We start from the raw sequence: 18,034 nt of genomic DNA on the forward strand, positions 1-18,034 counted from the left end.
ATTGGGCTATTCATGCTTGCTATGAAGGCGTAGAATAGAGGCATGGATTCGGGAGAGGTACCCACAATCGCGCAGAGTACCGATGCACTCGCCGCCGCGGTGGAGAACCTGCTCGAATTGCCGATGTACTCACTGGGTGATGGCGAGTTCACCGAGTTCATGCAGAAGCTCGAAACCAGCTTCCGCAAACTCGAAGCCGTGAAGCAGCGGTGCGCACTCGAAGCCGGGGCACGTAACCTGCCGTCCAAGGCCGGAGTGAAGAGCCCGATCCTGTTCCTGCAACAAACTTTGCGACTGTCGTACGCCGAGGCCGCCGCCCGTGTTCGTAACGCTGATCTGCTGTCGACGGTGTCGGTGGGATCTAGCACCCGGCCGCCGGTCCTGCCGGTCCTGCCGCTCGTAGCCGCGGCGCAACGGGCCGGGGAGGTCTCCGCCGATCACATCAAGGCCATCAACGATGCGATGAAGCAGATCCCCGACGCCGCCGGTCCGGAAGTCAAGGACTACGCCGAACAGCACCTGTCCTCTTATGCTCGCCAAGGCGACCCGAAGGGCGTGACCAAGCTCGGTGTCCGGCTCCTGGCGCACATCGACCCAGATGGTCGCCTGATCGAGGACAGGGACCGGCAGCGAGTCCGGGGCATCAAAATCGGGCATCAGCGGATCGACGGCATGTATCCGATCTCGGGTTTCCTGACCCCGCAGTTGGGTGCGGTGATGATCCCGATGTTCGAGAAGTTCGGACGGCCCGGCATGTGCAACCCGGAGGATCCCGAAAGCCCTTGGACCACTGCTGAACTCGGTCTTGATACCGAACTCGACGACGGCGACGACACCGGTGATGATGACGCCAAGGCCGACGACGCTTCGCTGACCCCGGCCGAGCGTGCCCGCGCCGCAGCGCGGGCGAAGCTGCGCGCGGCCGCCAAGCGCGATCACCGGACCGCCGATCAGCGTAATCACGATGCTCTGCTGGTGTTCATGCGCCCGGACATGGGCCCCACGAAGCTGGGATCGCATCGCGGCCTTCCGGTCTCGACCATCATCACCATGAGCCTCGAGGACCTCGAGCGTCGCACCGGGGTCGCGACCACTGCTACCGGTGGGACGATGTCGATCACCCAGGCGCTCGAGGTGTCCAAGAATTGCACCCCGTACCTGCTGGTGGTCGACCGCAGCGGCCGACCACTCCATCTGTCCCGGGGACAACGCCTCGCCAACCCCGCCCAGCGCCTGGCGCTCACCGCCACCGAGCGGGGATGCACGCGCCCCGGATGCGACGCGCCAGCGAGCCGCTCGGCCGTGCACCACATCCGAGAATGGGCCGATGGCGGCGAAACGGACATCGAGAATCTGACTTTCGCCTGCGATGCCTGCCACGCCCAGGTGAATACCGGCCCGAACGGGTGGGGAACCGTTGTTATGGAAGAGGATTCGGAGAATCCGGGCAAGACCGGATGGATTCCTCCACCACACATCGACCCGGCCCGGAGACCGCGTGTGAATTTCCGTCATCATCCTCGGATACCGGGTATCCCTGCCCGGTGGCGCTGTTAACGCAGCGGCAGACCGATGAATACGCGAATCGTGTTCACGCCCGTGGCCTTCGTAGCCCAATCCCGCACTCGCCCCGCCATTTCCAGCGGGGTTCGGGAGAGCGGGACAAAGATAGTGCGGCAGTGCTGGTCACTTCGCCTGCCGTACCCGGCCGTCGCTCCCCAGCTGGGAGCGCCTTCACCCTCCCAGCCTGGCCGGCTGGCCGTGGGAACCTTCTCGAGCCTTACCGACAAAGACTCGTCATCATCGAATGTGGGTTATGTCCCAGGCGTTGATTGCCGTGTCCGGTACAGGCTTTCGGAACTCGGCCACGCATCCAAGGGCTTCGATCCCGTCGATCGGCCCGGTAGGGCTGGATCCGCAGTCGAGGCACCCAACCCGCCCCGGCTGGTACTCCGCTATCCAGGCGTCCTTTCGCCCGGTAGGTCACCCAACCACCGCCGAGTCTCCCAACGTGCCCCCGCTGATACTCCGTTTTCTAGTCGTCTTTCCAGCGGCAGGGCACCCAACCGCAGTCGAGGTACCCAACGCGCCGACGCTGGTTCTCCGTTATCCAGGCGCCCTTCCCCAACCAAGCACCCCAACCGCAGCCGAGGCTCTAAACCCGCCTCCGCCGGAACTCCGTTCCCACCCACCCCCGAATTCACCCCCACCCTCCCGGAGTAGTTTCGAACCCACCCCCATCCCGAGGAGCCCCCCGATGCGCATCGCGATAGTAGGCACCGGAATCACCGGCCTCACCGCCGCCTACCGCCTGCGCACCATCCTCGGCCCCGCCCCCGAATTACTCCTGATCGAGCGCCGCGATCGCATAGGCGGCATCCTGCACACCGCCGACATCGAGGGCGATCCCGTGGACCTGGGAGCCGAGGCGTTCGTCGGCCGCCGCCCGGAGATTCCCACCCTCATGCGCGAGCTGGGAATCGAGGACCAGCTCGTCTACCCCGCCGGCCGCCGTCCTCTGGTCTGGTCAGGCGGGCGGGCTCATCAGCTGCCCGCGGCCACGCTGATGGGCATTCCCGCGACCGCGGAGGCGGTGGCGGGCCTGGTCGACGCCGAGACCGTGGCGCGGATCGCCGCCGAATCGGACAGGCCCCTCGAGTGGCAGCCGGGCGCGGATATCTCCGTCGGCGCCCTGGTGGCCGATCGATTCGGCGAACAGGTGGTGCGCCGCAGTGTCGATCCGCTGCTCGGCGGCGTCTACGCGGGTACCGCCGATTCGATCGGCGTACGCGCCGCGCTCCCGACGCTGGCCGCCGCGCTGGATGCCGGCGCGAGCAGTCTCACGCGGGCGGTGTCCGATGCGCTTCCCCCGCCCTCCACCACTCCGGTTTTCGGCGGTATCCGCGATGGCTACCGCGTACTCCTGGAGGCCCTGCGCGCGGCCGCGGATGCGAAGGTCGAAATCCACACCGAGGCAATCGGTCTCACTCGCACGGCCACGGGCTGGCAGCTGGATCCGGTGGGCGCGGTGGATGCGGTGATCCTCGCCACTCCCGCTCCCGTCACCGCGGCTCTGCTGCGCGCGGTCGCTCCCGAGGCCGCTGATCTCGCGAGCGGCATCGAGCTGTCGTCGTCGGCCGTTGTCGCCCTGGCGCTGCCGCGCGATACCGAGCTGCCCGAGAATTCCGGAATTCTGGTGGCCACCGATGAATCGTTGAGCGCCAAGGCTTTCACCCTCTCCAGTCGCAAATGGCCGCATTTGGCGCAGCGCGATGTCGCCCTGGTGCGGGCGTCGTTCGGCCGCTTCGGCGAGGATGTGACGCTGTCCCGCTCGGATGCCGAGCTGATCGCCGCCGCCGTGGCCGATCTCACCACCGTGACCGGCGCGGCCATCGCGCCCCTGAGCGCGGTGGTGCAGCGCTGGCCCGGCGGTCTGCCCCAGTACGCTCCCGGTCACACGCGGCGGATCGCCGATTTACGCACCGCCACTGCCGGATTGGGTGGTCTGGCCCTGGCCGGCTCGTATCTGGACGGGGTGGGTGTGCCCGCGTGCGCGGCCTCCGGCGCTGCCGCCGCCGATCGCATCGCCGCCCATCTGAGCTGAGGTCATCCGGCGGTTCGAATCCCGCGTCGTATACGCGGGACCGCGCCGAACCGCCAGCGTGCCCGGCCGGCTGTAGTTCAGCGGCACAACCACATTCGCGCACTGCGCCCGGGCCTCGTTCGCGACCTCTACGACAGATCGCCGGTATCGGTGTTGCCACCACACAGCACGATGGCGATCCGCTCGTTCGCCGCGGGCACATACGCCCCCGACAGCACCGCCGCCAGTGCCGTGCCCGCCGCGTGCTCGACCGCGAGCCGGTATGTGCTCCACAGGGTTCGGCGCGCGGCGATGATCTGCTCGTCACTCACCAGCACCGATCGGACGTCCGCCGCGCGCGCGGCCGCGAGGGCGAGTTCGGAGGTGCGGCGTGCGCCGAGGGAGTCGGCCGCTATCGAATCCACGGTCACGTCGACCGGATGGCCCACCGCCAGTGCGGCATTGAAGGCCCGGCAATTCTCCGGCTCGGCGGCGATGACGCGAATGCCGTGGTGCGCGGCGGCAGTGGCTACGCCGGCGAGCAGTCCGCCGCCGCCGACCGCGATGACGATGGTGTCGAGATCCGGTATCTGGTCGATGATTTCGTCCAGCAGTGTGCCCGCTCCCGCCGCGATGTACGGGTCGTCGTACGCGTGCGAGCGCAGTGCGCCGGATACCGCCGCGTACCGTTCGCATTCCGCTGCCGCGTCGGCGTAGGAATCGCCGCCGGTGAGGACCTGTGCTCCGAGTTCGCGCAGGCGCGCCACCTTCACCGCCGGTGCGGTGGCGGGCAGGAAGACGGTGGCGGCGGAATCCACCTTGCGCGCGGCCCACGCGCACGCCACCCCGGCATTGCCGCCGGAGGCGATGGTCACACCCGTGCGGGGCAGTGCGCCCGATTCCCGGTGTGCCAGTGTGAAGTTCAGCGCACCCCGGGCTTTGAAGCTGCCCCCGTGCTGCAACTGTTCCAGTGCGAGCCAGATCTGGCCGATGTCACCGCCCGAATCCATGGGTGCGAGCAGTACCGGGCGGATGTGGCCGGAGATGCGATCGGCGGCCGCTTTCACGTCGGCGTAGGTCGGTTGCACTGCGTGTCCTTCACGGGTCGGTCGGGATAAGCGCTCCGGGGGCTGAGCGGTTCCGTTGTGCGGACACACGACTGGCCCCGGACCGATGCACTGAATAGTTACACTGTAACTTACGCTGGTTGCATGCCCAGGACCTCGAAGTCGCTCGAAGAGGCAACGCCGGAAGCCATCGCCCGCGCCGGGCTGGCGATCATCGAGGCGCGCGGGGCCGCGCAGCTCAGTTTCCGGTCCATCGCGGCGTATCTGCACGTGTCGCACACCACGGTGGTGCGGCGGGGCGGCGGTGATTTCTCGGGGCTGCTGGATCTGCTCGCCGATCATCTGGCCGAGGGTCTGCCGGAGCTCGATCCCCAGATAGGCACCTGGTCCGAGCGCACCGAAGCGCGATTCACGGCCTGGCACGATCTGCTCGCCGCGCGCCCCGGGCTGGTGCTGCTGCGCGGAACCCGGCCGCTGCTGGGCCCGCGCCTGCTCGCCCGCCTGTCCGAACCGCAACTGGCCGATAATCTCTCGATCGGCCTGCCCATGCCCGCTGCCCTGCGCGCCTATCGCCAGCTGTACCTGTACACCCTCGGCTGTGCGGCCCTGGTGGAGTTGCACGATGCGAAAGCCGTTCGCCTGCGCACTCGTTCGGCGCTGGCGGCGCTGGATCCCGAGGAGTTTCCGCTGCTCTCGGGCAATCTGGACGGGGTGATGGCGGCGATCACCGATGCGAGCGTGTTTCGCGACGGTCTGCGCCGGCTCATCGATTCCTGGGCGGCCCAGGCCGGTGACACGGCGTGAACGCCGGTGTGCCGGTGCGCGATATCAGGCAGTATCGCGGGCGATGACGACCGCGGGGGAGGAGAGACGAATGGTGTCCGAGGCGCTCGAACGCTCGCCGCGCTGGGAGGTGCTGCGCGATCGCACGGTGTGGACGGTGGCGACGATGAGCTTTCCGCTGGTTTTCGCCGCGCTGACGGTCGTGCTGGTGACCTGCGAGTTGATCGCGGAACGCTCCGGTGTGAGCGCGGCCGGGGCGGTCCGGCCCGGGCTGCTACTGGGCGCCGCTGTGCTGGCCGGCCTGCTGTATCGGTTCGGTGGTTCCGCCGTTCGCGGGCTGGCCGTGGCACTCGCCGTGGACGTGCTCATCCTCGCGCAGTGGGTGCTGTTCGAATGACCGCGCCGACCTCTCCGTCCTGGTTCGGTCCCGCCGGTTTCCTCAGCGCGATCGTCGCCTTCGAGCTCTACTGGCGCAATGCCGAGCACCTGGGCGTGCCCTTCAGCGTGGATCCGGTCTGGCTCCTGGGCCAGATCGGAATTCCCCTCGTGCTCATGGCTTTCCGAGGTCTGCCCCGGCAGCTCGGCTTCGGTCTGCTCGTCGGCTGGCTCGGGCACCTGCTGGTGATCGGCCTGCTCATGGCCGGTGGCGGGATTCTGGCCTTCGCCCCGCCGACGACCGCGCCGCCGTTTCTGCTCGCGCTGGTCGCGGTGGTGCCGATGCTGATCCTGGCGGCGCTCTGTCTGGTATGGGACCGCCGCCGACGGCGCTGAACCGCGATGGCACGATGGGGGTATGGCGCGACTCGACTACAAAGCCCTCAACGACACCATCCGCTACCTCATGTTCTCGGTGTTCCAGGTGGAGCCCGGTGTGCTGGGTGATGATCGGACGGCCGCCATCAAGGAGGCGCGCGAGTTCTTCGATTCCCTCGATGAGCGCGGTGTGGTGGTGCGCGGTCTCTACGACGTCGCGGGCATGCGTGCCGATGCCGATTTCATGATCTGGTGGCACGCGGAGAAGATCGAGGAGATTCAGGCCGCCTACGCCGACTTCCGCCGGGTGACCGAATTGGGCCGGGCCAGCAATCCGGTGTGGAGCAATGCCGCGCTGCATCGCCCCGCCGAATTCAACAAGAGTCATGTGCCCGCGTTCCTGGCCGGCGAGGAGCCGGGCAATTACATCTGCGTCTACCCGTTCGTGCGTTCCTACGAGTGGTACCTGCTGCCCGATGAGGAGCGGCGCAAGATGCTCGCCGATCACGGCAAGGCCGCGCGCGGTTACCCCGATGTCCGCGCCAACACCGTGGCCTCGTTCGCCCTCGGCGATTACGAGTGGCTGCTGGCCTTCGAGGCGCCCGAGCTGCATCGCATCGTGGATCTGATGCGCGATCTGCGCGCCACCGAGGCCCGCCTGCACGTCCGCGAGGAGATTCCCTTCTTCACCGGCCCGCGCGTGGAGATCGAGCAGCTCGTCGCCGCGCTGCCGTGAAGTAGCCCGCGCTCCCACCCCTTTCGCGGCCCGGCCATCGAAATAGGCCGGGCCGCCCCCTTTTCCGGGCACTCGCCCGGTAGCCCGCCGCTGCCCGAGGAATTCGGGGCATGCGCCCCCGGCCTCGCACCCCATAGTCTGCTGCCGGACTCGATCTCCCCGCGGCGGCATCGGCCGTGGCAGGGCCGGTTACCGAGGGGTGCCGCCGCGGGGAGATCGAGCGGTGGCCGGATACGCCCGTCAGTGCGGGATGGGCCCCGCCGGCCGCGGCGCGGGCCGCCCGCTCAGATGCGCTTCGATGATGCGCACCACCTCGTGCATCTTCTCGGTGCCCTCCAACATCGGCAGATACTCGACCGTCTCGGCGAGCGCGGGCAGGTCGACCGCCAGATACAGCGCCATCAGCGGATTCACGAACAGTTCGGATCCGCCGGTGCGCCCGGTGGCGTGCACGTCCCCGAATTCCCCGCGGATGGCCGCCGCGATCTGCGAGTGCACGATGCTCGGCCGCAGCGGTGTCGCCGCCAGCGCGTGTTCGACCGCGTCGCAGTACGCCGCGCCCTCGACGCTGTCCGGCGATACCGAGAGCGCGCCGAGGAAGGCGTTGCGCCGCTGCAGCGCCGCGAGATTCTCGAGCACGTGGGCATGGCACACACCGTGATACGAGTCGATGCCGAAGCCGATCGACACCACGAGCCGGTTCACCCCGTCCAGCCCCGCCACCGCCGCGAGGCTGGTCATGTCCTCGTGCGGGGTGCCGAGCCCGGCCTCGTCGCCGCGCAGCAGGATGTCGGTGCCGCCGTCGATCAGCACGACGGCGTCGATGCCGAGTTGCTCGATCAGGGCGGCGTAGGCCGAACGCAGCGGGCGCACTCCGGATTTGGGGAACGCGTGGACCACGGCGTCGCGGCCGGTGCTCGCCAGCCAGCGGGCGAGGGTGCGTTCGGGGAAGTAGTCGTCGTTGCCGACAGCGTCGGGTGTGATGGCGGCGACCCCGGGCGCGAGCCAGTCCTCGAGCCGCGTGCGGCGCAGATCGCTGAAGGACAGATTCGCCAGGTGCACCCGCCTGCCCTGTGCGCTCAGCGCGATCGCCAGCGGTAATCCGCCGTAGACGTCGAACCCGCCGCCCGCGCCGGCGATCAGGATCGTCGACGCGTCGCGCAGGCGGGTGAACAGGGGTGGTTCGGCCAACCGGAACATGGTCACGTCCCTCATGGTGCCCGGGAAACGCGATCGCCGCCGGGGCGATCCGCGTCCGGTCGAACGGATCGGGGCACCGGGACGAGGTAGCCCCCATTTCCTGGGTGAAGTGCATTATTTTCAAAGATTCGAGGTGGTGTGCCGTGACGCGCTAGGGTGCGTGCGGCAAGTTGCGTTGGTGAGAGGTAAGTCTGATGTTCGGCATCGGTAAACGGTGGTTGTGCGCCGCCGTTGCTCTGCTCGCGGTCACGGTGCCGAATGCGGGTGTGGGACGGGCGGATCCGGCCCCCGAGGGAAAGACGCTCGTGGTGCTCGGCGACTCGTACGCCGCCAACCCCGCGTGCGACGCGGTACTGGTCAAGTGCGTCGATCCGGAGAAGACCGGGCTGGCCTCGTGCCTGCGCGGCCCCACCTCCTGGCCGGTCGAACTCGCCGCCCGGCTGCGGCTCGGCGCCGAGGACTTCACGAACAACTCGTGCTCGGGATCGTCGATCGACACCGGCCCGACCACCTCGACCGGGGAAGAGGTCCGCGGCCGCGACGGCTACACCCTGGCCCAGCAGACCCTGAACGCCGCGCAGAGCGGATCGTTCGGGTCGCGGACCGCGGTGGTCGCCATCCAGATGGGGTTCAACGACTCCTGGCCGCGTGACGCCACCCTCGCCCCCGCCGCGAACATGGTGTTCACCTGCGTCTTCAACGTCGTCCAGGGCTGCGACGAGAACGCGGTCGCCGAGGGCCGCTGGCCCGACCCGGACGCGGTCAACGGCGCCGCCTACGCCGACCGGATCCGCAAGGTCGTCGACTTCGTGAAGTACTACGCGCCCAACGCCCAGGTGCTGCTGGTCGGCTACCCCGAGGTGCTGGCCGAGAGCGACACTGCCTGGTGCTTCGACGCCTTCGGCGCCGTGCGCTGGGTCCAGCCCCAGGCCCGCGCGATGGTCGAGTTCTGGAACCGGCTGCAGTCGGCCCAGCGCGACGCCGCCGCCCTGCTCGGCATCGGCTTCGTGGACGTGCTCCAGGCGACCGCGGGCCACGGCCTGTGCTCGGCGGACCCGTGGTACACCAACTACCTCGATCCGCGAAGCACCCTGTCCGGGTTGCCCTTCCATCCCACCCCGCCCGGCGACGCCGCCGTGGCCACGGCGGTGCACGACCAGATCACCCGGACCCGCTGACGGTCCGCACCCGCACGGCGGTGCATACCGCCGTGCGCTCTCCCGGAGATTCGATGACGCTAACCCACACCGCAACACCGGCATCGGCCGTCGCGCCGCCACGTTTCGCCTGGCGCGGGGTCCTGCTGGTATCCGGTGTGCTGACGCTGATCTGGTCGGTCTCCGCGGCCCGCTTCCAGTACGCGGGCGACGAGCTGTACTACCTGGCCTGCGGACGGCGGCTCGCGGTGAGCTACGCCGACAACGGCCCGCTGGTTCCGCTGATCGCGCGCCTGTGCGATCTCATCGCGCCCGGTTCGGAATTCGTGCTGCGGATACCGGGTCTGGCCATGCTCGTGGTCGCCTCGACCCTGGCGGGCGCGGTGGCCTATGAACTCGGTGCCCGGCCCCGCCTGCAGTTGCTCGCCGCGGCGGGCTTCGGCGCCTCCCCGATGGTCTTCGCCTTCACCGTGCTGACCAGCGTCTCGTTCGATATCGCCCTGCAGGCCCTGATCCTGTGGCTGGTGATCCGCTGGGTGCGGGTGCGCCGGGATCGGCTGCTGCTCGCCGCCGGGGTGGCCGCGGCGATCGACGTCCAGGACAAGTGGCTCGTGTTGCTGCTGGCCGCCTGCGTCGGCGCCGGGGTCCTGGCCGCCGGGCCGCGCGAGATCCTCGCCCGTCCCGCCCTGTGGCTCGGGCTGCTCATCGGCGCCGCGTCCATGACACCCGCGCTGGTGTGGCAGGCCACCCACGACTGGCCGCAGCTGGCCACCAATGAAGCCATCGCACAGGAGAACAGCGCGACGGTGGCGACGGTGGTCGCGATCATGGTGACCACCGGATTCCTCGGCGGCGGGCTGGGCCTGCTCGGTCTCTACGGCCTCGCCCGGGTTCCGGACCTGCGGCCGTACCGCTTCCTGCTCGTCGCCATCGCGCTCATGCTCGTGCTGGTGGTCGCCGCGCACGGCCGGTCGTATTACGTGGCCGGGCTGCTGCCCGCGCTGTTCGGGGCCGGCGCGGCGACGCTGTCCGGTCTGCTCGGAACCGCGGGCGCGCGGGCGATCTGGCGGCGGACCTTCACCACCCTGACCGTGCTCGCCGCGGCCCTGACCGCGTTCGTGGCGCTGCTGCCCTTCCCGCGCAGCTGGATCGTCGAACCGCCCACCCCGCCGCTGGGCGCGCTGCAGCACTACGGCAACGACTACTGGTCCGACCTGGCCGACGCGGTATCGGAGGTGACCGCGACCCTGCCCGCCGACGGCACCGTGCTCGTCGCCTCGTCCTACGGGCAGGCCGGCGCCCTCGATCATTACGGGCAATCCGGCCGTCTCCCACCGGTGTACAGCCCGCACCGCGGCTTCGCCGGATTCGGCCCGCCACCGGAATCGACCCGCACCTTCGTCTACGTCGGGCACGAGACCGGGCGCGAGCAGCGCGAGTTCCTGGCCGCCTTCACCGACACCACGCTCGCGCGCCGGGTGCACGATCCCCTGGGCATCGGCGGGCAGAATTTCGGCATGGCGATCTGGATCTGCCGCGGCCCGCGGGTACCCATGTCCGAGGCCTGGCCCGAGCTGACCTATATGGTTGCTCCACCGACACCGTAAACACCGGTGCCGGTGCGACATTCATCGCTGTCGCCTCTTCGCCACGCCCCGGGGGGTGTACGCGGGTGGGCCTGGTAATCGAGGACTTGCATTGATCACTTTCAGGACGCGGGGCGTGCGGTCGCGCCGGTTCGGACCGGCCGTCGCCGTCGCGCTGCTCGCCGCGACGGTCTCGATGGGCTCGACGGGCGCCGCGCACGCCGACCCCGCCGCCGAGGAGGGCCGCGCGCTGGTGGTGCTCGGTGATTCGTTCGCCGCCAACCCGGCCTGCGACGGGGTGCTGGTGAAATGCGAAGGCGACAAGAACGCCTCCGCGTACGGCTGCTCGCACCGCGACACCTCGTGGCCGGTGCAGCTGAGCGCGCTCATGGGCGTCGCCGGAACCCCGGATTTCGAGAACGCCACCTGCACCAACGCCTCCATCGACACCGGACCGGTGACCTCCACCGGCGAGGAGCTGCCGGGCCGCGACGGATACACGCTGTCGCAGTTGGCGATCAAGGCCGCCGCGAACGGCGCGTTCGGCCCGCGCACCCGCCTGGTAGCCCTGCAACTCGGCGCCAACGACGCGTGGCCGCGCGACTCGGCCACCGCCGCCGACGCGCCGACCCAGCTGATGTGCGCGTTCAACATGGAGCAGGGCTGCGACGTCGATACCGCCGCCGCCCAGGAGCGCTGGCCCCGGCTGGACGCGATCACCGGGCAGGCCTACGCCGAACGCGTCCGCAAGGTCGTGGACTACGTGAAGTACTTCGCGCCCAACGCCAAGATCCAGCTCGTCGGCTATCCCGAACTGGCCCCGGCCGATTCGACCACCTGGTGCCTGGACGTGGCAGGCGTCGCCCGGTACGTGCAGCCGCGCGCAGGCGCCATCGACGAGTTCTGGAACCGGCTCGACGCCGCCGAACGCGAAGCGGCGCGGCTGCTCTCGATCGACTTCGTCGACGCCCGCGCGGCGACCGCCGGCCACGGCCTGTGCTCGGCCGACCCCTGGCTGCTGGGCGTGCTCGACCCGAAGGTGAACATGGTCGGCCTGCCGTTCCACCCGTCCCCGCGCGGCGACGCCGCGGTGGCGGCCGCGGCGTTCGCCGGCATCGGCTAGATCGCGCGACCCGCCCCGCGCCGCAATCCGTCGAGATAGGCGTTGTACGCGCGCAACTCGTCGTCGGCGTACTTCTCGGCGATCGTGTTCTCCCGCACCTCGTCCCGCCGCCAGCGCGCGGCGAACACGATCACCACGATCAGCGCGACGGGTTCGCCGTACGACCAGGCGAGCCCGCCCGCGAACTTCTGATCGGCGAGCACGTCCAGGTTCCAGGCCGCGGGCGGATCGGTGAACAGCCCGATCATCGGCGCCGGGGCCATCATGAGGATGACGCCGATGAACACGTGCAGCGGCATCTCCACGAACAGATCGAAGAACCGCCCCAGGTTGGTCTGGCGCACCGGCAGCGGACCGGTGGACAGCACCGGCACCACGAACAGGATCCCGCTCGCCAGGAAGAACACCTGCAGCAGCAGGTGCCCGGCGAACGAGGTGCCCAGCACGTCCAGCACGCCGGTCAGATAGACCCCGTAGTAGCTGATGAGGAACACCGGGATCGTCACCGCCGGGTGCAGCAGCACCCGGGCGGCCCGGGTGCGCAGCCCGCCCAGCGCCAGCGCGAGGACCGTCCGCCCCACGCTCCGCCGCGGGGTGGCCCGCAGCAGCAGCACCCCCGGGGAGCCCCAGACCAGCAACGGCGGCACCACCATGGACAGCGTCAGATGCTGGAACATGAAGGCGCTGAACACCTTGTACCCGTAGCCCTCGATCCCGAGCCCGGTGACCAGGGCCAGCACGGCACACCCGGTCAGGAAACACGCCGTCCGCCACCACGCCCACGGCCGCCGCACCACCCGGCGCAACCGCGCCACCCCGAGCAGGTAGACCGCCGCCGCCACGAACGCGAGGATCGGCAACACCGGCAGCGGCTGCGGATCCCACGCCAGCATCGTTCCGAACGACGGTGGCGCCGAGGGCACGTCGAATCCGGCGAAGGCCCGGGCGCTACTCGGCGAGTGCGGCATCGATGGCGCCGGTGAAGTCCGCGGCGGTACGCGGGCGCAACTGGACCCCGTCCAGGAAGAACGTCGGGGTGCCGCGCACCCCGAGGGCGCGGCCGTCCTCGAAGTCCTGCCGCACGCGTTCCAGGGTGGCGGGCGCGTTGTAGTCGGCCTCCCAGCGCGCGATGTCCAGGCCGAGTTCCTGTGCGAAGAGCCGGAATTCGTCGTCCTTGGCCACGCGCTGCTCGCCCCACCGCGCCTGGTTCCGGTACATGGCCTTGTACATGCCCTCGAACGCGCCCTGCGCGGCCGCGGCCTCCACGGCGCGGGCCGCGCGCTCGGCGTTGAAGTGCGAGGGGATCGGGAAGTAGCGCACGACGAAGTTCACCCGCCCCGCGTACTTGGTGCGCAGATCCTCCACGAGCGGGAAGGCGGCCGCGCAGGCCTCGCATTCGAAGTCGAGGAACTCCACCAGCGTCACCGCGCCCGGCACGGCGGCCCCGAGCCGATGGCTGTTCTCGCGCACCAGCGGACCGGCCGCGACGGCCTCGACGGCGGGCAGGTCCGCCGGCTTCTTCTCGTACCGGACCGAGACGATGATCACGGTCGCCACGCAGAGGACGGCGACGATGACCGCCGCGATCATCGGGTTCCGGGTGCGCCGGGCGCCGGCTTGCGTTTGGGGAGAAGTGTTTTCGCGCTGGGGCGAGCGGGTTGGTTTGTCTGACACGGGTCTTCCTCACGGCTGAATTCCGAGATGCGGAAAGGGGTGAGGGTGGCGCCGGTATCCGGGCACGCACGAATCGGTACGGATCACCGCTGCGGACGGATCACCGCGGCGGCGGTACGGCACACCGCGATCGCGGCGCGACGGATTCGCGTGCGGGCACGCCGAATTCGCGGAGCCGAGCAGGTGGCTCACCCTCGGGGAATGTGGGGGAGTGCCGTGCTCTCTACGTGCGCAGCACGCAGAGCATGGCCAGGCTGTACGCCCGGCGTGGGTGATGGACGGCCCGGATATCCGGTCCCGCGCGCACCGGAGCGGACAGCGCCCAGGTGTGACCGGTCCTGCGGGCCAGCAGCGCCAGCGCGGCGATCAGCACGGCCACGCACCAGGCGGCGAGCTCGACCGGCACGTCGAAATCCGGTGCGGGCGACTCGATGTCGAGCGCGCCGACGGCGGCCTCGAAAAGATCGGCACCGCTCGGAGCCGGCGCGGCGCCGGGACCGGAACCCGGGTCGGCGGTCCCGTGTGCGAGCGCGTGCGCCGCCGCGGTCCCCGCCTGATCCAGGCAGGGCGAACTCTGCAGCAGCGCCAGCCCGATCAGCGCGGCCAGGACGGCGAGCACGCGCGCGAGCCCGGCTCGCGCGCTCGTCCCGCGACCTCGGCTGCTGCGCACGGCCCCAGGGTAATCGGTGCGCCGGCGGCCGCCACCCGGGGTGCGGCGCTACCGGGGGTGACCGTCCACGTACGCCTGCAATCCGTCCAGGATGCGCCGCAGGCCGAAGGTGAAATGGTCGAAGGACCCGAAGGCGTCCTCGGACAGCCCCGCCATCGTCGGATAGTTCCCGGTCGCCATGGCCCGTTCGATGTAGGGGACCTGCGCGGTCCAGAACTCGTCGTCGGTCATGCCGGATTTGCGTTCGGCGTCGCGCTGATACATCTGGCTGCGGGCCGCGCCGACCACGTAGTTGTCGATCATGGTGATCGCCGCGATCAGTTCGGGGTCGGGCAGGCCCATCGGCGTCAGCCGGGACACGACGCGTTCGAGGCTCTCGATCGCGCTGGGGCCCAGGACCGGTCGCGTCTGGTTGACCTGGATGAGCCACGGGTGCTCGCGATAGAGCGCGAGCGTCCCGTGCGCCAGCGCCTCGAGCGCGTCCCGCCAGCCCTCGCCGAGGAATTCGGGATCGTAGGGGCGCTGGACGCGATCCAGCATGAGGTCCAGCAGTTCGGCCTTGCCCGGCACGTAGCGGTAGAGCGACATCGCGCCCTTCCCGAGTTCGGTCGCCACCCGTCGCATCGTGACCGCTTCCAGCCCTTCGGCATCGGCGACGTCTATCGCGGCCTCGACGATGCGGTCCAGGGTCAGGCCGGGTTTGGGCCCGCGACTGGGTCGCGGCCCGGAATCCCAGAGCAAATCGAGGGTGCGGCTCAGGTCGCCGCTACCGCTGGCCTCGGTCGTCATGGGCTTCAGCTTAATCGGTTGGCAGAGAACTGGGTACGTTGTACTCTAAATCGGGTACAACGTACCCAGTTAACGGACACGCTGGTCCAAGGGGAGAAGAGTGAACGACTACGCCATTCGAGCCGAGGGGCTCGAGAAGCGATACGGGGACAAACGCGCCCTCGACGGATTCGACCTGACCGTGCGCCGCGGCACGGTGCACGGTCTGCTCGGCCCGAACGGCGCGGGCAAGACCACCGCCGTGCGGATTCTGTCCACCCTCGTGCGGCTCGACGGCGGCCGCGCCACCGTGGCGGGTCTGGACGTCGCCGGCCAGCCGCGCGAACTCCGGGCCCGCATCGGCCTCACGGGTCAGTACGCGGCCGTGGACGAGGTGCTGACCGGCAGGCAGAACCTCGAGATGTTCGGCAGGCTCTTCCATCTCGGCGGCGCCCGCGCCAAGACCCGGGCGGTCGAACTGCTCGAACGCTTCGACCTCACCGCCGCCGCGGACAAGGGCGTGGGCGGCTACAGCGGCGGCATGCGCCGCCGGCTCGATCTGGCCGCGTCCATGATCCTGTCGCCGGAGGTGCTCTTCCTCGACGAGCCGACCACCGGCCTCGATCCGCGCAGCCGCGGCGAAGTGTGGGAATCGGTGCGCGCCTTGGTCGCCGACGGCACGACCGTCCTGCTCACCACGCAGTACCTCGAGGAGGCGGACAGGCTGGCCTCGCACATCACCGTCATCGATCAGGGCCGGGCCATCGCCGACGACACCGCGGACAGGCTCAAGAGCAGCGTCGGCAGCGATCTGCTCGAGGTGGTCTCGTACACCGCCGATCTGCGCCTGGTCGCCAAGGTGCTGGACCGGGTGAGCGCGGGCGAGCCCGAGATCGACGAGGCCGAGCACGTGGTGCGGGCCCGCGTCACCGATAGGGTCGGCGCGCTCACCGCGGCGGCCCGCACGCTCGCCGACGAGGGCATCCCCGTCGACGACATCGGTGTGCGCCGCCCCAGCCTGGACGACGTGTTCCTGCACCTGACCGGACATCGCACCACAGCCGACGCGGAGGCCACCCGATGAGCACACCCGATTCGATCCAGGACCGTTCCCGGGTCTACTGGGCGGTGGCCGACAGCTGGAACGTGGTGCGGCGCGGGCTGACCCACTACCAGCGCCAGCCGGTGAACATCGCCTGGCAGCTCGGCTTCCCGATTCTGTCGGTGCTGCTGTACGGCTACGTATTCGGCAGCGCCATGAGCGTGCCGGGCGGCGGGGACTACCGCAGCTTCCTCATGCCCGGCATGTTCGTGATGACCATGGCCTTCGGCTTCATCAACACCGCGACCATCGTGGTCCACGACGCCTCGAACGGCGTCATCGATCGCTTCCGGTCCATGCCCATGGCGTCCTCGGCCGTGGTGGCCGGCCGCGGTATCACGGACCTGATCCTGGCCTGCGCCGAACTGATCATCCTGATGCTCACCGCGGTGGTCATCGGCTGGCGGCCCGAGGGCGGATTCCTCGGCGGCCTGGTCGCTTTCGCGCTGCTGCTGTGGTTGCGGTTCGCGCTGATCTGGCTCGGCGTCTGGCTCGGCCTCATGGTGCCGAACCCGGAAGCCGCGGGCAACCTCTTCGCGGTGGCCTTCCCGCTGACCATGATCTCCAGCATTTTCGTTGCCCCGCAACTGATGCCGAGCTGGCTGGGCGCGATCGCGGCCTGGAACCCGATCTCCTCGACCTCCGCCGCGACCCGCGAGCTGTTCGGCTCGCCGGTCGGCAGCGGTGATTCCTGGATCGAGCAGCACGCGCTACTGATGGCCGTGGTGTGGCCCGCGATCCTGACCGCGATCTTCCTGCCGCTCGCCGTCCGCCGGTTCCAGAGCTTGAGTAGATGACCGGCACGGCCGTGACTGTGTGAAACACGCTGCGTGACAGCCATTCCCAATTCGAATCGGGCCGCATCCAATGGGTGCTGCCCGATTCGCGTCACCTGGCCGTGGTCGCGTCACTCGACCGGGTCGGCCGGTGACCGCCGCCGGTCCCGGGATCCGAGCAGACGAGCGCATCGGAGGATTCATCCGAGCCGGTTCAGCACCATCCAGAATTCGTCGGTGGGATACAGCTCGAGGCTGTCGGGCGTGGATCGGATGTGGATGGCCAACTCGATGTGCCCGTCGTGCCATCGGTAGACGTGCGGGCTTATCGGCCGTGGATCGTTCACGAAATGATGCGCGGTCAGCGAGCCCAGCACGTGTGCGGCCTCGAGCACATCCACGCCGTTGATCGGAGCCGCCCGGATCGTGCCCTCCGAGGCGATCGCGAACAGAGCACCGGCCCGGCCGATGACATCGGCGTAGTCCCCGAGCCACAACGCCTCGGCGCTGGTGTAGTCCGCGCCGGCGAGCTGGAACCACGGCGGAACGCCTTCGGGGAACCCCGCCGGCAGGACCGACAGCGGTGCGTCGGCACGGGTATTGCGCTCGGCGACAGCGAAAAGCTCGTCCTCGCCGACATTCCAGCGCCCCGGCAGGTCGGGAGTGACCTGCGCGATCGTGTTCACGCTGTCGAGCACAATCCGCTGCGTCAGTCCGTCCGCCACCGGCCTGCACACACAGATCCGCGCCTCATCGGAGGACTCCGGGTAGAGCCGGGTACGAATCAACCCCTGTATCTCGGAGAACCTCTCTTCCTTCGGCGGTGTGATCCGATCGGCGCTGTAGTTGCTCAACAGGGTGGCCAGATGGTCCGCGACCAGCGCAGCCCAATCCTGTTGCGGCGCAGCCGCAACGGTGCGCATCAGATTGTCCGGATAGAAGACCAGGGCCTCGGCTGCCCCGGTCATCACCCGCACATCCCCCTCCCCATCCACCCGAGCCGCATACCCGTGCAACTGCGCCGCGACACACAACAGCTCCGCCACCCGCCCACGT

At 69.4% G+C, this 18,034-nt stretch carries 18 protein-coding genes; 11 read left to right on the plus strand and 7 right to left on the minus strand.

The window, feature by feature from the left end:
* Positions 1 to 42: 42 nt before the first annotated feature.
* Together ACWIGI_RS09785 and ACWIGI_RS09790 are read left to right on the plus strand one after the other, a co-directional pair.
* Positions 43 to 1,557 (plus strand): DUF222 domain-containing protein, encoded by a 1,515-nt coding sequence (locus ACWIGI_RS09785; protein WP_454201954.1) that lies wholly within the window; start codon positions 43 to 45, stop codon positions 1,555 to 1,557.
* 700 nt (positions 1,558 to 2,257) lie between these two features.
* Positions 2,258 to 3,604, plus strand: coding sequence for a protoporphyrinogen oxidase (locus ACWIGI_RS09790; protein ID WP_454201955.1), 1,347 nt, complete (start codon positions 2,258 to 2,260; stop codon positions 3,602 to 3,604).
* 128 nt (positions 3,605 to 3,732) lie between these two features.
* Here ACWIGI_RS09790 and ACWIGI_RS09795 read toward each other — a convergent pair whose 3' ends face one another.
* Positions 3,733 to 4,671 carry a threonine/serine dehydratase gene (locus tag ACWIGI_RS09795; RefSeq protein ID WP_454201956.1) on the minus strand — a complete coding sequence of 313 codons (939 nt, stop codon included), beginning with the start codon at positions 4,669 to 4,671 and terminating at the stop codon, positions 3,733 to 3,735.
* A 123-nt stretch (positions 4,672 to 4,794) separates the two neighbouring features.
* Between ACWIGI_RS09795 and ACWIGI_RS09800 the strand changes: the two genes are divergently transcribed.
* From ACWIGI_RS09800 to hemQ, 4 genes are all read left to right on the plus strand, one after another.
* Positions 4,795 to 5,454 (plus strand): TetR/AcrR family transcriptional regulator C-terminal domain-containing protein, encoded by a 660-nt coding sequence (locus tag ACWIGI_RS09800; protein ID WP_454201957.1) that lies wholly within the window; start codon positions 4,795 to 4,797, stop codon positions 5,452 to 5,454.
* Between the two features lie 70 nt (positions 5,455 to 5,524).
* Positions 5,525 to 5,830 carry a hypothetical protein gene (locus tag ACWIGI_RS09805; protein WP_454201958.1) on the plus strand — a complete coding sequence of 102 codons (306 nt, stop codon included), beginning with the start codon at positions 5,525 to 5,527 and terminating at the stop codon, positions 5,828 to 5,830.
* Positions 5,812 to 6,204, plus strand: a complete 393-nt coding sequence (locus ACWIGI_RS09810; RefSeq protein WP_454201959.1) for a hypothetical protein — start codon at positions 5,812 to 5,814, stop codon at positions 6,202 to 6,204. The genes ACWIGI_RS09805 and ACWIGI_RS09810 overlap by 19 nt, the downstream gene beginning before the upstream one ends.
* A gap of 22 nt (positions 6,205 to 6,226) precedes the next feature.
* A complete protein-coding gene (gene hemQ / locus ACWIGI_RS09815; protein WP_454201960.1) occupies positions 6,227 to 6,922 on the plus strand; it encodes a hydrogen peroxide-dependent heme synthase in 696 nt (231 codons plus the stop codon).
* A 240-nt stretch (positions 6,923 to 7,162) separates the two neighbouring features.
* Here hemQ and ACWIGI_RS09820 read toward each other — a convergent pair whose 3' ends face one another.
* Positions 7,163 to 8,122, minus strand: coding sequence for a DUF1152 domain-containing protein (locus ACWIGI_RS09820; RefSeq protein WP_454202266.1), 960 nt, complete (start codon positions 8,120 to 8,122; stop codon positions 7,163 to 7,165).
* A 194-nt stretch (positions 8,123 to 8,316) separates the two neighbouring features.
* Here ACWIGI_RS09820 and ACWIGI_RS09825 point away from each other — a divergent pair, with 194 nt between their 5' ends.
* From ACWIGI_RS09825 to ACWIGI_RS09835, 3 genes are all read left to right on the plus strand, one after another.
* Positions 8,317 to 9,300 (plus strand): SGNH/GDSL hydrolase family protein, encoded by a 984-nt coding sequence (locus ACWIGI_RS09825; RefSeq protein WP_454201961.1) that lies wholly within the window; start codon positions 8,317 to 8,319, stop codon positions 9,298 to 9,300.
* A 53-nt stretch (positions 9,301 to 9,353) separates the two neighbouring features.
* Positions 9,354 to 10,886, plus strand: a complete 1,533-nt coding sequence (locus tag ACWIGI_RS09830; RefSeq protein ID WP_454201962.1) for an ArnT family glycosyltransferase — start codon at positions 9,354 to 9,356, stop codon at positions 10,884 to 10,886.
* A gap of 91 nt (positions 10,887 to 10,977) precedes the next feature.
* Complete coding sequence (locus ACWIGI_RS09835; RefSeq protein WP_454201963.1) at positions 10,978 to 11,988, plus strand: SGNH/GDSL hydrolase family protein; 1,011 nt, start codon at positions 10,978 to 10,980, stop codon at positions 11,986 to 11,988.
* On the opposite strand, the gene ACWIGI_RS09840 is transcribed toward ACWIGI_RS09835, so the two are convergent.
* From ACWIGI_RS09840 to ACWIGI_RS09855, 4 genes are all read right to left on the minus strand, one after another.
* Positions 11,985 to 12,956 carry a cytochrome c oxidase assembly protein gene (locus ACWIGI_RS09840; RefSeq protein WP_454201964.1) on the minus strand — a complete coding sequence of 324 codons (972 nt, stop codon included), beginning with the start codon at positions 12,954 to 12,956 and terminating at the stop codon, positions 11,985 to 11,987. The genes ACWIGI_RS09835 and ACWIGI_RS09840 overlap by 4 nt on opposite strands.
* Entirely contained in the window at positions 12,937 to 13,578 is a 642-nt protein-coding gene (locus tag ACWIGI_RS09845; protein WP_454202267.1) for a DsbA family protein, read from the minus strand. The genes ACWIGI_RS09840 and ACWIGI_RS09845 overlap by 20 nt, the downstream gene beginning before the upstream one ends.
* Before the next feature lie 307 nt (positions 13,579 to 13,885).
* Positions 13,886 to 14,332 carry a hypothetical protein gene (locus ACWIGI_RS09850; RefSeq protein WP_454201965.1) on the minus strand — a complete coding sequence of 149 codons (447 nt, stop codon included), beginning with the start codon at positions 14,330 to 14,332 and terminating at the stop codon, positions 13,886 to 13,888.
* Positions 14,333 to 14,380: 48 nt separating this feature from the next.
* Positions 14,381 to 15,121: a TetR/AcrR family transcriptional regulator gene (locus ACWIGI_RS09855; RefSeq protein WP_454201966.1), complete on the minus strand. Its 741-nt coding sequence runs from the start codon at positions 15,119 to 15,121 to the stop codon at positions 14,381 to 14,383.
* Between the two features lie 100 nt (positions 15,122 to 15,221).
* Between ACWIGI_RS09855 and ACWIGI_RS09860 the strand changes: the two genes are divergently transcribed.
* Together ACWIGI_RS09860 and ACWIGI_RS09865 are read left to right on the plus strand one after the other, a co-directional pair.
* Positions 15,222 to 16,184, plus strand: a complete 963-nt coding sequence (locus ACWIGI_RS09860; protein ID WP_454201967.1) for an ATP-binding cassette domain-containing protein — start codon at positions 15,222 to 15,224, stop codon at positions 16,182 to 16,184.
* Positions 16,181 to 16,999 carry an ABC transporter permease gene (locus ACWIGI_RS09865; RefSeq protein WP_454201968.1) on the plus strand — a complete coding sequence of 273 codons (819 nt, stop codon included), beginning with the start codon at positions 16,181 to 16,183 and terminating at the stop codon, positions 16,997 to 16,999. The genes ACWIGI_RS09860 and ACWIGI_RS09865 overlap by 4 nt, the downstream gene beginning before the upstream one ends.
* Positions 17,000 to 17,178: 179 nt before the next feature.
* Here ACWIGI_RS09865 and ACWIGI_RS09870 read toward each other — a convergent pair whose 3' ends face one another.
* Positions 17,179 to 17,946, minus strand: a complete 768-nt coding sequence (locus tag ACWIGI_RS09870; protein WP_454201969.1) for a hypothetical protein — start codon at positions 17,944 to 17,946, stop codon at positions 17,179 to 17,181.
* Positions 17,947 to 18,034: the final 88 nt, after the last annotated feature.

The sequence above is a fragment of the Nocardia sp. NPDC055321 genome (assembly GCF_053645575.1).

Coding starts and splice junctions, on each gene's coding strand:
- ACWIGI_RS09785 (WP_454201954.1), top strand. CDS start 43: ATGGATTCGGGAGAGGTACCCACAATCGCGCAGAGTACCGATGCACTC.
- ACWIGI_RS09790 (WP_454201955.1), top strand. CDS start 2,258: ATGCGCATCGCGATAGTAGGCACCGGAATCACCGGCCTCACCGCCGCC.
- ACWIGI_RS09800 (WP_454201957.1), top strand. CDS start 4,795: ATGCCCAGGACCTCGAAGTCGCTCGAAGAGGCAACGCCGGAAGCCATC.
- ACWIGI_RS09805 (WP_454201958.1), top strand. CDS start 5,525: ATGGTGTCCGAGGCGCTCGAACGCTCGCCGCGCTGGGAGGTGCTGCGC.
- hemQ (WP_454201960.1), top strand. CDS start 6,227: ATGGCGCGACTCGACTACAAAGCCCTCAACGACACCATCCGCTACCTC.
- ACWIGI_RS09820 (WP_454202266.1), bottom strand. CDS start 8,122: ATGTTCCGGTTGGCCGAACCACCCCTGTTCACCCGCCTGCGCGACGCG.
- ACWIGI_RS09825 (WP_454201961.1), top strand. CDS start 8,317: ATGTTCGGCATCGGTAAACGGTGGTTGTGCGCCGCCGTTGCTCTGCTC.
- ACWIGI_RS09830 (WP_454201962.1), top strand. CDS start 9,354: ATGACGCTAACCCACACCGCAACACCGGCATCGGCCGTCGCGCCGCCA.
- ACWIGI_RS09840 (WP_454201964.1), bottom strand. CDS start 12,956: ATGCCGCACTCGCCGAGTAGCGCCCGGGCCTTCGCCGGATTCGACGTG.
- ACWIGI_RS09845 (WP_454202267.1), bottom strand. CDS start 13,578: ATGATCGCGGCGGTCATCGTCGCCGTCCTCTGCGTGGCGACCGTGATC.
- ACWIGI_RS09855 (WP_454201966.1), bottom strand. CDS start 15,121: ATGACGACCGAGGCCAGCGGTAGCGGCGACCTGAGCCGCACCCTCGAT.
- ACWIGI_RS09865 (WP_454201968.1), top strand. CDS start 16,181: ATGAGCACACCCGATTCGATCCAGGACCGTTCCCGGGTCTACTGGGCG.
- ACWIGI_RS09870 (WP_454201969.1), bottom strand. CDS start 17,946: ATGACCGGGGCAGCCGAGGCCCTGGTCTTCTATCCGGACAATCTGATG.